General features: G+C 69.1%; 11 protein-coding genes, 1 tRNA gene and 1 pseudogene. 7 read left to right on the top strand and 6 right to left on the bottom strand.

Annotated features, from left to right (window positions below):
• Nucleotides 1-39: 39 nt before the first annotated feature.
• A complete protein-coding gene (locus ACIP98_RS16840) occupies nt 40-510 on the bottom strand; it encodes a RidA family protein (RefSeq protein ID WP_319665421.1) in 471 nt (156 codons plus the stop codon).
• Nucleotides 507-668: a DUF4177 domain-containing protein gene (locus ACIP98_RS16835; protein WP_106965770.1), complete on the bottom strand. Its 162-nt coding sequence runs from the start codon at nt 666-668 to the stop codon at nt 507-509. The genes ACIP98_RS16840 and ACIP98_RS16835 overlap by 4 nt, the downstream gene beginning before the upstream one ends.
• A gap of 71 nt (nt 669-739) precedes the next feature.
• Between ACIP98_RS16835 and ACIP98_RS16830 the strand changes: the two genes are divergently transcribed.
• Both ACIP98_RS16830 and ACIP98_RS16825 read left to right on the top strand, forming a co-directional pair.
• Nucleotides 740-1,720 (top strand): ArsA-related P-loop ATPase, encoded by a 981-nt coding sequence (locus ACIP98_RS16830; RefSeq protein ID WP_319665422.1) that lies wholly within the window; start codon nt 740-742, stop codon nt 1,718-1,720.
• Complete coding sequence (locus tag ACIP98_RS16825) at nt 1,717-3,138, top strand: ArsA family ATPase (protein ID WP_401976513.1); 1,422 nt, start codon at nt 1,717-1,719, stop codon at nt 3,136-3,138. Before ACIP98_RS16830 ends, ACIP98_RS16825 begins: the two co-directional genes overlap by 4 nt.
• Here ACIP98_RS16825 and ACIP98_RS16820 read toward each other — a convergent pair.
• Entirely contained in the window at nt 3,120-3,467 is a 348-nt protein-coding gene (locus tag ACIP98_RS16820) for a WhiB family transcriptional regulator (protein ID WP_319665424.1), read from the bottom strand. The genes ACIP98_RS16825 and ACIP98_RS16820 overlap by 19 nt on opposite strands.
• Before the next feature lie 397 nt (nt 3,468-3,864).
• On the opposite strand from ACIP98_RS16820, the gene ACIP98_RS16815 reads away from it, so the two are divergent.
• Nucleotides 3,865-6,204 (top strand): transglycosylase domain-containing protein, encoded by a 2,340-nt coding sequence (locus ACIP98_RS16815; RefSeq protein WP_401976512.1) that lies wholly within the window; start codon nt 3,865-3,867, stop codon nt 6,202-6,204.
• A 123-nt stretch (nt 6,205-6,327) separates the two neighbouring features.
• Here the strand turns inward: ACIP98_RS16815 and ACIP98_RS16810 are convergent, their stop codons facing one another.
• The gene (locus tag ACIP98_RS16810; protein ID WP_319665426.1) at nt 6,328-6,789 is read right to left on the bottom strand and encodes a GatB/YqeY domain-containing protein; all 462 of its coding nucleotides are present in this window, start codon (nt 6,787-6,789) and stop codon (nt 6,328-6,330) included.
• Nucleotides 6,790-6,863: 74 nt separating this feature from the next.
• Here ACIP98_RS16810 and ACIP98_RS16805 point away from each other — a divergent pair, with 74 nt between their 5' ends.
• Both ACIP98_RS16805 and ACIP98_RS16800 read left to right on the top strand, forming a co-directional pair.
• The gene (locus ACIP98_RS16805; RefSeq protein WP_319665427.1) at nt 6,864-7,796 is read left to right on the top strand and encodes a metallophosphoesterase; all 933 of its coding nucleotides are present in this window, start codon (nt 6,864-6,866) and stop codon (nt 7,794-7,796) included.
• Nucleotides 7,797-7,884: 88 nt separating this feature from the next.
• Nucleotides 7,885-7,958 (top strand) — tRNA-Pro (locus ACIP98_RS16800).
• Nucleotides 7,959-8,036: 78 nt separating this feature from the next.
• Here ACIP98_RS16800 and ACIP98_RS16795 read toward each other — a convergent pair.
• A pseudogene (locus ACIP98_RS16795) lies at nt 8,037-8,753 on the bottom strand (site-specific integrase); the annotation flags it as partial.
• 107 nt (nt 8,754-8,860) lie between these two features.
• Between ACIP98_RS16795 and ACIP98_RS16790 the strand changes: the two are divergent.
• Both ACIP98_RS16790 and ACIP98_RS16785 read left to right on the top strand, forming a co-directional pair.
• A complete protein-coding gene (locus ACIP98_RS16790) occupies nt 8,861-10,096 on the top strand; it encodes a helix-turn-helix domain-containing protein (protein ID WP_401976510.1) in 1,236 nt (411 codons plus the stop codon).
• Between the two features lie 38 nt (nt 10,097-10,134).
• Nucleotides 10,135-10,548 carry a hypothetical protein gene (locus ACIP98_RS16785; RefSeq protein ID WP_401976507.1) on the top strand — a complete coding sequence of 138 codons (414 nt, stop codon included), beginning with the start codon at nt 10,135-10,137 and terminating at the stop codon, nt 10,546-10,548.
• A gap of 413 nt (nt 10,549-10,961) precedes the next feature.
• On the opposite strand, the gene ACIP98_RS16780 is transcribed toward ACIP98_RS16785, so the two are convergent.
• Nucleotides 10,962-11,777: a phosphotransferase family protein gene (locus tag ACIP98_RS16780; protein ID WP_401976504.1), complete on the bottom strand. Its 816-nt coding sequence runs from the start codon at nt 11,775-11,777 to the stop codon at nt 10,962-10,964.
• Nucleotides 11,778-12,599 lie beyond the last annotated feature (822 nt).

The raw sequence follows: 12,599 nt of genomic DNA, 5'->3' as shown, positions 1-12,599 counted from the left end.
GTCGCTCCCCCTGGACCGCCGGCAGGTGGCCGCGAGCCGTCAGCCCGCGGGCTCCAGCTCGACCTGGATCTCCACCTCGACGGGGGCGTCCAGCGGGAGCACCGCCACGCCGACCGCGCTGCGCGCGTGGACGCCGGCGTCGCCGAGCACCTGGCCCAGCAGCTCGCTCGCACCGTTGACGACCCCGGGCTGCCCGGTGAAGTCGGGGGCGGAGGCGACGAAACCGACGACCTTGACGACCCGCTTCACCCGGTCGAGGTCGCCGGCCACGGACTTGACCGCCGCCAGGGCGTTGAGCGCGCAGGTGCGCGCGAGTTCCCTGGCCTGCTCGGGGGTGACCTCGGCGCCGACCTTGCCGCAGGTCGTCAGCTTGCCGTCGACCAGCGGGAGCTGGCCCGCCGTGAAGACGTACGACCCGGACAGCACCGCGGGCACGTACGCCGCCAGGGGCGCCGCCACCTCGGGCAGCGTCAGCCCGAGGTCGACGAGCCGCTGCTCGACGGCGCTCACGCGCCCTTCTCCCGCTTGAGGTACGCCACCAACTGCTCGGGGTTGTTGGGGCCGGGAACGACCTGGACGAGCTCCCAGCCGTCCTCGCCCCAGGTGTCCAGAATCTGCTTCGTCGCGTGCACCAGCAGCGGCACGGTCGCGTATTCCCACTTGGTCATGAGGGGACTGTAATGCCTCGCACAGCCCAGCCCCCGAGTAGCCCCGCCCTCCACTGGTTAGGCTCGAAGACGTGAGGCTCCACATCGTGACGGGCAAGGGCGGGACGGGTAAGACGACCGTCGCCGCCGCGCTGGCGCTGGCACTGGCCGCCGAGGGACGGCGCACCCTGCTGGCCGAGGTGGAGGGGCGCCAGGGCATCGCGCAGCTCTTCGAGACGGACGCACTGCCGTACGAGGAGCGGAAGATCGCCGTCGCCCCGGGCGGCGGCGAGGTGCACGCGCTGGCCATCGACGCCGAACAGGCGCTCCTGGACTACCTCGACATGTTCTACAAGCTCGGCCGCGCCGGCCGGGCCCTGAAGAAGCTCGGCGCCATCGACTTCGCGACCACCGTCGCCCCGGGCGTGCGGGACGTGCTGCTCACCGGCAAGGTGGTCGAGGCCGTGCGCCGCAAGGACCGCGCGGGCTGGCGGACGTACGACGCGGTCGTCCTCGACGCGCCGCCGACCGGCCGGATCACCCGCTTCCTGAACGTCAACGACGAGGTCGCGGGGCTGGCCCGGTTCGGTCCGATACACAATCAGGCGCAGGCCGTGATGCGGGTCATGAAGTCCCCCGACACCGCGGTGCACCTGGTCACCCTCCTGGAGGAGATGCCGGTGCAGGAGACCGTGGACGGTGTGGCGGAGCTGCACGCGGCTGGTCTGCCCACCGGCGCCGTGATCATCAACATGGTGCGCCCCGTGGTGATGGACGCCGACGCCGTCGCCGCCGCGAGCACCGGACGGCGCACCGCGCTCGCCAAGGCGCTGTCCCAGGCCGGTCTCGGGGGCGCCCGCCGCGGCGGGCTGGCCGAGCGGCTGGTCGACCCGCTGCTGGCGCAGGCGCACGAGCACGCCGAACGGGTCGCGCTGGAGCGCGCCCAGCGCGAGGAACTGGCCGGGCTCGGCCTGCCCAGCTACGAACTGGGACAGCTGGCCGACGGCGTCGATCTCGGCGGGTTGTACAGATTGGCAGAAAATCTGCGGAAACAGGGGCTGGGGGTCGCATGAGTCTGGACAGTCCGGTATTGGACATCGACGCGCTGCTGGACGATGCGAGGACCCGGATCGTCGTCTGCTGCGGTTCCGGCGGGGTCGGCAAGACCACCACCGCCGCCGCCCTGGGCGTGCGCGCGGCCGAGCGGGGCCGCAAGGCGGTCGTGCTGACCATCGACCCGGCGCGCCGGCTGGCCCAGTCGATGGGGCTCACGGAGCTGGACAACACCCCTCGCAAGGTCGCGGGCATCGACGAGTCCGCGGGTGGTGAACTGCACGCGATGATGCTCGACATGAAGCGGACCTTCGACGAGGTCGTGGTGCAGCACAGCGACCCGGAACGGGCCCGCGCGATCATCGACAACCCCTTCTACCAGTCGCTCTCCGCGGGCTTCGCCGGCACGCAGGAGTACATGGCGATGGAGAAGCTGGGCCAGCTGCGGGCGCTGGAGGCCTGGGACCTGATCGTGGTCGACACGCCCCCGAGCCGGTCCGCGCTGGACTTCCTGGACGCGCCCAAACGGCTCGGGTCCTTCCTGGACGGCCGCTTCATCCGGCTGCTCATGGCCCCGGCGAAGGTCGGCGGCAGGGCCGGGGTGAAGTTCCTGAACGTCGGGATGTCGATGATGACCGGCGTGCTCAGCAAGGTCATGGGCGCCCATCTGCTCAAGGACGTCCAGACGTTCGTGGCGGCCATGGACTCGATGTTCGGCGGCTTCCGCTCCCGGGCGGACGCGACCTACAAGCTGCTCCAGGCCAGCGGCACCGCGTTCCTGGTGGTCGCGGCGCCGGAGCGGGACGCGCTGCGCGAGGCGTCGTACTTCGTGGAGCGGCTGGCCGCGGAGGACATGCCGCTGGCCGGCCTGGTGCTGAACCGGGTGCACGGCAGCGGTGCGGCGCAGCTCACGGCCGAGCGGGCGCTGGCCGCGGCGGAGGCACTCGGCGACAGCGCCGACGAAGCGGCCGAGTCCGATGAAGCAGCCGTCCATGCGGCCGACAGCGGCGCCATGACCGCCGAGGCGGATCCCTCCGACCCGGGACATTCGTCAACTCCCCGGCTGACCAGGGAGTTTGACGAATCCGCAGAAAATCTTCAAAACGGCGGCATTGTGGATCAGCCCGGCGGGAAGGCTGGACTCCGTACGGCCGACGGCACCGAAGGGACCCTCAGCACGGACCACAGCACTTCCGACCCCACCGATCCGGACGCGGATCCGTGGAGCGCCGACCATCTCGCCGCCGGACTGCTGCGCCTGCACGCCGAGCGGATGCAGCTGGTCGCGCGTGAACGACGCACCCGCGACCGCTTCGTCTCCGTGCACCCCGAAGTACCCATGGTCGACGTGGCCGCCCTGCCGGGCGACGTGCACGACCTGGAGGGCTTGCGCGAGATCGGCGAACGCCTCGCGCAGGGTCAGCCGACGGCCGCGTAGTCGTCGTACTCACCGTCGTAGTCGTCGTCGCCCAGGTGCACGCCGGTGCTCTGCTCGTACTCCGTACGCGCGGTCTCCAGCAGCCTGCGCCACGAGGTGACCGTGGGGCGCCGGCGCAGCAGTGCCCTGCGCTCGCGCTCGGTCATCCCGCCCCAGACACCGAACTCCACCCGGTTGTCCAAGGCGTCGGCCAGGCACTCCGTGCGTACCGGGCACCCCGTGCACACCGCCTTGGCCCTGTTCTGGGCCGCTCCCTGGACGAAAAGCTCGTCCGGATCCGTCGTGCGGCACGCGGCCTGCGTACTCCAGTCCGTAACCCAGCTGCTCATGCTGGCGCCGTCCTCTCCCGATTCGAGGCTCCCCCACGGCGGCAAGCGGCATATTCACCGTTGCCAGTTGAGGACGTTACGGAAGGTGGGCACGACGCAACAGCCCTTTCAGGCCCAATCTTGAATGGCCCGAACGGACTATGGGTCAGCGGTAGATCACCCTGGGGAGTGAGTCGACGGCAAAACGGACGAACCGCGCATAAACGGTCAGATCGCCCGCCTGGTTCCCCGAGAACCACGCCATATGGCTGGCATATGACAGGATTTCGGGCAGTTCTCATCACCCACAAGAGTGAGGTTGGAAGACAGACGCGTGCGCATCTTTGGCGCCTGTCTGTTACAGACTAGGCGAACAAGCATGCCCACGTCTTAGGAATCGCAACGTAAGCTGCACCTCATGGGTCACAAGCGATCGGGCGGCACCCGCGGCGGGGGCATCAGCACCGCCCAGCAGGCCGCCAAGTTCCTGGGTATCAGTGTCCTGTCCGGCGTCGTGCTGGCCGGCATCGCGCTGCCCGCGGCAGGAGCGCTCGGGCTGAGCGCCAAGGGCACCGCCGCCGGCTTCGACTCACTGCCCGGCGAGCTGAAGCGTCCGCCGCTCTCGCAGAGCACCCAGATCCTGGACTCCAAGGGCGGTCTGATCGCGACCGTCTACTCCCGGGACCGCAAGGTCGTGCCCATCACGCAGATGAGCAAGACCATGCAGCAGGCCATCGTCGCCATCGAGGACTCCCGCTTCTACGAGCACGGAGCGATCGACGTCAAGGGCATCCTGCGCGCCCTCAACAAGAACGCCCAGGACGGCGGAGTCTCCGAGGGTGCCTCCACGCTGACCCAGCAGTTCGTGAAGAACGTCTTCATCGAGGAGGCCGGCGACGACCCGACCAAGGTCGCCCAGGCCACCCAGCAGACCGTGGGTCGCAAGATCAAGGAGATGAAGTACGCCATCCAGCTCGAGGAGGAGCTGGGGAAGCAGAAGATCCTCGAGAACTATCTCAACATCACCTTCTTCGGCGAGCAGGCGTACGGCGTCGAGTCGGCCGCCAGGCGCTACTTCAGCAAGTCCGCCAAGGACCTGTCGCTGACCGAGTCCGCCCTGCTGGCCGGCATCGTCCAGTCGCCCAGCCGCTACGACCCCGTCAACGACCCCCAGGAAGCCACCAAGCGCCGCAACGTCGTGCTGCAGCGGATGGCCGACCTGAAGGACGTCACGCAGGCGGAGGCCGACGCCGCGAAGAAGAAGCCGCTCGGCCTCAAGGTCAGCCAGCCCAAGAACGGCTGCATCACCGCCGTCAGCGGCGCCGGCTTCTTCTGCGACTACGTGCGCGAGGTCTTCCTCACCGACCCGACCTTCGGCAAGACCAAGTCCGACCGCGCCAAGCGCTGGAACCAGGGCGGCCTCGTCGTCCGCACCACGCTGGACCCGAAGGCCCAGCAGGCCGTCCAGGCCTCGATAAGCGATCACGTCTACCAGAGCGACGAGGTCGCCTCCGCGGTGACGCTGGTCAAGCCCGGTACCGGCAAGATCGTCGCGATGGGGCAGTCGCGCCCGTACGGCTTCAAGAAGAACCAGACGCAGATCAACCTCTCGGTCAACCAGGCCATGGGCGGCGGCGCCGGCTACCAGCCCGGCTCCACGTTCAAGGCGATCACCGCGGCCGCGGCCATCGAGCAGGGCACCGACCCGGCCACCGTGCTGCCGGCGCCGTACAAGATGGACTACCCGAGCCCGGTCACGACGTGCCGCGGCAACTGGGTCAACACCGAGGGCGCGACGGTGGAGAACGAGAACGAGTCCGAGAAGGGCCCGTACTCGATGAAGGAAGCCACCGCCAAGTCGGTCAACACCTACTACGTGCAGCTGATCAGCAACATCGGTGTGTGCCCGGTCACGGACATGGCCAAGGCCATGGGGATAGAGCGTGCCAACGGCAAGGCGCTCGACCAGGTGCCCTCCATCACCCTGGGCACCCAGGAGGTCTCGCCGCTGACCATGGCGAACGCCTACGCGACCTTCGCCAACAAGGGCGTCTACTGCTCCCCGGTCGCCATCGAGTCGATCACCGACGCGACCGGCAAGAAGCTGCCCGTGCCGAAGAGCGAGTGCAAGCGGGCCATGTCCGAGCAGACGGCCGCCACTCTCAACACCCTCCTCAAGGGCGTGGTCGAGGACGGCACCGGCCAGCAGGCGGGCCTGACCGACCGGGACAGCGCGGGCAAGACCGGTACGACCGACTTCCGCTACGCGGCCTGGTTCGTCGGCTACACCTCGGACCTGGCCGGCGCGGTCTGGGTCGGTGACCCCACCCACAAGCGCCAGATGACCAAGATCACCATCGGCGGCGTCTGGCACGACAAGGTCTTCGGTGCCGACACCCCGGGCCCGATCTGGAAGGACGCCATGAGCGGCGCCCTCTCCGGAACGACCTCCGACAGCCTGCCGACGGTCGCGATCCGCGAGCCGGAGAAGCCCAAGCCCGACGACCACGGTGACGGCGACGGCCACGGTGATGTCCGGGGCGGCGACAACGGCGGCAACGACAACGGCGGCCAGGGCGACAACGGGGGCGACGGAGGCTTCTTCGGCGGTCTGATCGGCGGCGCCAACGGCGGGGCGAACGGCAACGGCGGCGGCAACGGCGGCACCGGCCCGGCCGACGGAGGCCCGGGCGGCGGCAGCGACGTCGGCACCACGGACGGCGGTGCCGTCACCCCCGGCAACGGCGGCACGGGCTGACACCACCCGGCCACGACGTCACGCACGTCACGCACACGAAGGGCGCCCCGGACCGCATCGGTCCGGGGCGCCCCTTGTTGGCGTGCGCGCGGCGGGCGTACCCCCGCGAGGTCGGCCGGCCGCTCAGCCGGCCGCGAGCTGCCGCTTCACCTCGGCGGCGACCCGGCCGCCCTCGGCGAGGCCGGTCACCTTCGGGTTGACGATCTTCATGACCGCGCCCATGGCCCGCGGCCCCTCGGCGCCCGACTCCTTGATCGCCGCGGAGACGATCCCGGCCAGCTCGGCGTCGTCCAGCTGCTTGGGCAGGTAGCCGGCGAGCACCTCGCCCTCCGCGAGCTCGCGCTCCGCGGACTCCTTGCGGCCGCCCTGCTCGAAGGCCTCGGCCGCCTCCCGGCGCTTCTTGGCCTCGCGGCCGATCACCTGGAGCACCTCGTCGTCGGACAGCTCGCGCGCCTCCTTGCCCGCGACCTCCTCCTTGGTGATCGCGGTCAGGGTCAGGCGCAGGGTGGACGTGACGAGCTCGTCCCGTCCCTTGATGGCAGCCGTGAGGTCGTCGTGCAGACGCTGCTTGAGCGTGGTGGTCATATGTCGAGTCTGCCAGGTCCCCGCCGGGAGGACCGGAGATTTATCGCTGACGAGCCGTCTGCCACCATGGGGGCATGCGCGCGCTATACGGAGTACCCCTGGGCATCACCGCCGCCGGCGCCGCCTGCGTGGCATACGCGGCCGGCATCGAGGCACGGTCGTTCCGCCTGCGCAGGGTGCAGGTGCCCGTGCTGCCGGCCGGCATGCGGCCCGTCCGCGTCCTGCAGCTCTCGGACATCCACATGGTCAGCGGACAGAACAAGAAGCGCCGCTGGCTGCAGTCGCTGGCCGGGCTGCGGCCGGACTTCGTCGTCAACACCGGCGACAACCTCTCCGACCCGCACGGCGTCCCCGAGCTCCTCGACGCCCTCGGCCCGCTGCTGGACTTCCCCGGCGTCTACGTCTTCGGCTCCAACGACTACTACGCCCCCAAGCTGCGGAACCCCGCCCGCTACCTGGTCGAGCGGGTCCGCGGCGTCCACGGCCTCAACGGCAAGGCCGACCCGGCGGTCAACGTCGACCGCAACCCGTGGGAGGACATCCGCGACGCCTTCGACATGGCCGGCTGGGTCGGGGTCAACAACTCCCGCGGGCGCCTCAAGCTCGACGACGGCATCGAGATCGCCTTCACCGGCCTGGACGACCCCCACATCCGGCGCGACCGCTACACCGAGGTCGCGGGCGGCCCCGACACCGGCGCCGACCTCTCCCTCGCCGTCGTCCACGCGCCCTACCTGCGGGTCCTCGACGCCTTCACCGCCGATCGCTACCCCCTGATCCTCGCCGGCCACACCCACGGCGGGCAGCTCTGCGTCCCCTTCTACGGGGCCCTGGTCACCAACTGCGACATCGACCCGGAACGCGTCAAGGGGCTGTCCTCCCACGAGGCCGGCGGCCACCGCTCCCACCTCCACGTCTCCGCCGGCTGCGGCACGAACCGCTACACCCCGGTCCGTTTCGCCTGCCCCCCGGAGGCCACGCTCCTCACCCTCGTCCCGGCCGGCTGAGCCACCCGGAAAACCGGATTTCGTCTCCAGCGGCCGGTCCGCTAGAGTAATCCTCGTTGCGCCGGGCTGCAGGGCCACGACGCAACACCGGGGTGTGGCGCAGCTTGGTAGCGCGCTTCGTTCGGGACGAAGAGGCCGTGGGTTCAAATCCCGCCACCCCGACTTCGTAAGTGCAGGTCAGGGCCGGTTTCCTTATTGAGGAAACCGGCCCTGCTTGCTGTTGAGTGTCTAAGTGAGTGTCTACGGCTTCGGATCGCGCTTGAAGATGCCGTCCATCACGACCGCCCCCGTCTGGATCACTGGGCGGATCTGCTTCCGGTAGACCTCTTCGGTGACGGCCGTACCGGAGTGGCCGACCAGGCGCGAGATCTCCTCCAGCGGGACCCCGCGGTCCGACAGCAGCGAGACGAAGCTGTGCCGCAGCTCCCGGGGCGTCCACTCAGCGGCGTTCACGCCGTTCGCATTCTTGAGGGCCGCGCGGAAGGCCCGGCGGACGTGGGAGGCATCGGCTTCCTTGCCCACAGCGGAGCTGAAGACGAGTCCGTGTTCCTCCCAGGCGTCGCCGGCCGCCAGGCGGTCCCACCCTTGGTCCTCCCAGTGCTGCCACAGCACCTCTACGCACCGGACGGGGCGTGCGAGCGTACGGCGTGACTTCCTGGTCTTCGTGTCGCCCCCGGAGCGTACCGAGCGCCACACCGCCATGTAGGGCGGGGTCGGCGGGTCGGTCGTGGGGTCGCCGCGCAGGAAGACGTGGTCCCAGGTGAGCGCCCGCATCTCCTCGGTACGCGCTCCAGTGAGGAGCGCCACCACGATGTAGGCGTGCATCGAGGTGTGTTCCGCAGCGGTCAGCACCGCCTCGGCCTGGGCGAGGGTGAGCGCCTTGGACGGCCGGCCGGGTTGTCCCTTGGGCACCGAGCACAGCTCCACGACGTTGCGCTTCACCTTGTCCCGGGCCATGGTGGCCCACACGAAGCACTTCCTGTCCGAGCGCGACAAGTACGTGGCGCACACCGAGGTCGACTTCATGGCCCCGTACGCCGGCAAGTACCCGACCGGATCCCCCAGTGAGTGACGCCGACAACCGCACCGCGGGCCAGCGCGTCGCCGAGCTGCGCCGCAAGAGAGCCATGTCCCAGCGCGACCTGGCGGCCGAGATGGGCCGCTCCGAAAGCTGCGTCTCCCAAGTCGAGCGCGGCATCCAGCCGATCGAGCGCCTGTCCGTGCTCCAGGCCCTGGCCGATGCCCTCGGCGTGCCAGTGCGTGAACTACGCCCGGAAGCCGAGATCGCGCCCGAACCCGAGCCCGAGCAGGAGCCGCAGAGCAACGACCTCGACCCGCTGCGCGTCGCGCTGACCGGACACCCCACGCTGGGAAGCCTCTTCGGGCAGATCACGGCTTGCCCGGAGCCCTCGCTCGACGACTTCCACCGGCACGTCGACGAGCTGTGGGACCTCGCCCATGCGGCGAGCTACGCGGCACTGAGCGACCGGCTCTCCAAGGTGCTGCCGCAACTCGAAGCCGCCGTACGCCACGGTCCCGAAGCCGAGCGCGCAGAGCTCCATGCCCTACTGGCGCGGACCTACCAGGTAGCCGCCGCGAGCTTCGTGCGCCAGGACGAGCCGGACGCCGCATGGGTCGCCGCCGACCGAGCACTCCAGGCAGCCGAACGCGCCGGCCAACCGCTGGAAGTCGTTGCGGGTCTCTTCCGCCTGGCTCACGCCTTCATAAGGCAACAGCGCCCGGACCAGGCCGAACAAGCCGCCATGTCGGCGATCAACGTGCTGACACCTCGCAGCCAGGCAGACGCCAGCCCCCCGGAGGAAAGGTCGCTCCCAGGCGCCATGCACCTGGTCATGGCCGTCATCAGCGCCCGCGAGGGAGACCGCTCCGCCACCCACGCCCACATCGCCGAAGCCCGGCGCATCGCCGCCACCAATAGATCCGACCGCAACGACTTCGACACCGAGTTCGGCCCCACCAACGTCGAAATCCACGCCGTCAGCACAGCCGTCGACCTCGGCGACGCCGGAATGGCCCTGGACGTAGCCGAACGAGTCGACCCCTCAGGACTGTCCCCGGAGCGCCAGGCACGTTTCCTGGTTGACGTGGCGCGAGCGCACGCGCAGCGGCGACACGTCGGCGAGGCCACAGCCGCACTCCTCGAAGCCGAAGCCCTAGCCCCGCAACAGGTCCACTCCCACCACCTGGCCCGCGAAGCAGTCCGCGACCTCATCCAGTTCTCCGGCCACCGAATCCCCGAACCCCTGGCAGGCCTCGCCGACCGCATGGCGATCGCGTAAGGCTTCCTGGCGACACAGCACGTCACTAGGCTCGCAACGTGACAGACCACGGCATCGAGTTCCCAGTCTTCCGACTCCACGTTGTGCCAGCGGTCCTGGCGCTCGCGAGCCCGTCTTGGCAGCGCGATGTGTGGCTGCGGCCGGAGGAGTTCGAGGATCTGGACTACGTGGTCACCGTTCTCTTCGACGACTTCTGCGACGCAGACGATCCCGCCCCGTGGTTGGGCAAGAGCCTACGCACGCAGGAGGAGGTCACGCTGATGAAGGATCTTGGCAAGGCGTACTCCGTCGTGCAGGAACAGGTAGGCCGAGGAGCCCAAGATCAGGACTACCTAGACAGTCCAGAGTGGGGGTCGGTGATCAAAATCGCGGCCAAGCTGGCGCAAGTGATGGTGACCAACGACCTTCAGGCGGCGGCTCTCCTGCACTACGAGCAGCCTCAGCACGGCTAATCCGGCTGCGCATGCCGACCAGCAAATCTCAGGCGATGCTTGTTACGGGTTTCTCTACCTCATCAAGGCGCTCCCGCCGCGCAGAGCGCGGCGGCGCGCGGCCCGGCGTCTCGGGCCGCCGCTCCTGCCTTCGTCCCGCTCCGGCCCGGCCGCCGGCCGCCCGCCAGACGGCGAAGGGTGGACTGAGGAGAAACCCGCTGTGGCTGGGGCGGTCGGCTCCGCGGCTTTACGCAGCCACCATGGGGCGAGCCTCGAAGATCGGGGCCCACGTCGGGCCTTAGCGGGCAGGTCCACAGACCGCCCGAGTCGCTGCAAGCTTACGGGCCCCGATCTCTCGCCCCATGGCAGCTCCCGCCCAAAGCCGCTACACCGACCTCGTGCCCAACCGTGTGGCGTTGGCCCCGGCACACGTCTCAGGCGAGCAGATCCAGGAACCGACTGGCTTGTCGCTCTGCGGTGCCGGGCGGGTTTCTCGGATTGTCGGCGTCGTCGAAGGTCAGCAGGAACAGCCAGACGAGCGCGAGAAGGCGCCGGCAGTCCACCAAGCGTGCAGCTTGGGTGTTTGTCAGATCGAAGTGTGCGAGGAAGGCGTCGACGTCCAGCGGGTGCTCTACCCAGCTGCCCACGTGCTCGGTGATCTCTGCGAGCTCGAAAGCGCGATCGCTGAGACCCGAGTCCTCGAAGTCAACGACCTGGACTCGCTCTCCATCCCACAGGTAGTTTGCGAGGTTGCCATCTCCGGGCCCGAAAACATCGGGGACTTCCGGGTGACCCGTAGAGTCCAGGGCTGACCGGGCGAGCCAATCCATACCGCGGTCCAAAGCGCGGCCCACCTCGTGGTTGACCCGAGGCCGGGCTTGCGGAAACCACGAATGTATCTGCGCGATGAGCTCGGCTTGCCGCCCAGGCCTGAGAGGAACCTCAGCCAGAACGTCAGGCGGCACGGCGTCGTGCACCCTAGTCACCGCTGCCGCCAGCGCCTTGATCTGGTCATCTTTGAGAGAACGACCACGCAAGGGCGTGCCAGCCAACCTGGACATCACAATCGTGGGGATGGGCCCGGAGAGATCCGACTCCCGAGGGGCAGGAGCGAGGCCGGGCGCATAGGTAGCGAGCAACGTCAAAGCGCGCCACTCGCGGGCGCCTCGCTGACGATCCCCGTCCCGGAATCGCTTAGTCACAGAGTCGGGATGCAGCTCGACGGCGTGAGTGCTCCATTGATCGGACATGGGGGTGATCCTGCCATCGGTGTCTTGCATCGCGTGCCACACCGGTGCCAGATGGGGCAGGGAACACCGGTGGCTCACGGGGAACCACGGTGACTCGACCGCTTCGCCACAGGTCGGCGTCAGCACAGCTCAGAGGCAACCAGCAGCCTCAGTCTTCCAAACTGGGGATCTTCCGCGAGCGAGCGCTGTCGGCTATGTGCGGACCCATTCCGCGACTTCCACGACACCGCGGCGGACGGCCCCATCCGGATCGTCAGCAAGAGCAGCGCACGCAGCCGAAACGGCACGACCCGCCTCACCTGGCGGCCAGGCCACATCGTGCGCGGCGGTCTGCAACCAATCGCCGTGGTTGTCGTCAGCGCGAGCGACAGCACGGGCCACAAGCCGCACCGCCGCCAATGACCCCTGCCTCAAGAGGGCTTCTGCGGTAACCCTGGTCACGAACGTGTCCTCTGGATCGAGCAACAGGCGTTCCAGAACGGCCGCAGCGGGCGCAACTCCCGCGTGCGGGGCAAGTCGCGGGCCAGCAGCGGCCCGCACGGACCACGAGGGCGACAGACCGTCCTCGATTGCCTCCGTAAGGTCGCCACTGCTTGCGAAACTCGGCATGCCGGCATGTTGCCACGGCAGGCTCAGACCGGCCCAGTCGGCAATACGGATCAGGCACGGCGCAAGCATCGGCTGAGTGTCTAACTGCGCTACAACGACCCCGCACAGAGGCACACAACCACGGACGCTCGCGGACAGTTCGCGCAGGTCACCGGTGGTCCGACCGCAGGTCACACAGTCGCTCCCATTGCTTCGGGACGAAGAGGCCGTGGG

It is taken from the genome of Streptomyces sp. NPDC088354, assembly GCF_044753585.1.
GTDB lineage: Bacteria > Actinomycetota > Actinomycetes > Streptomycetales > Streptomycetaceae > Actinacidiphila.
Note: the sequence above shows the minus strand (reverse complement) of the source record. Positions and strands in the feature narration are given on the sequence as shown.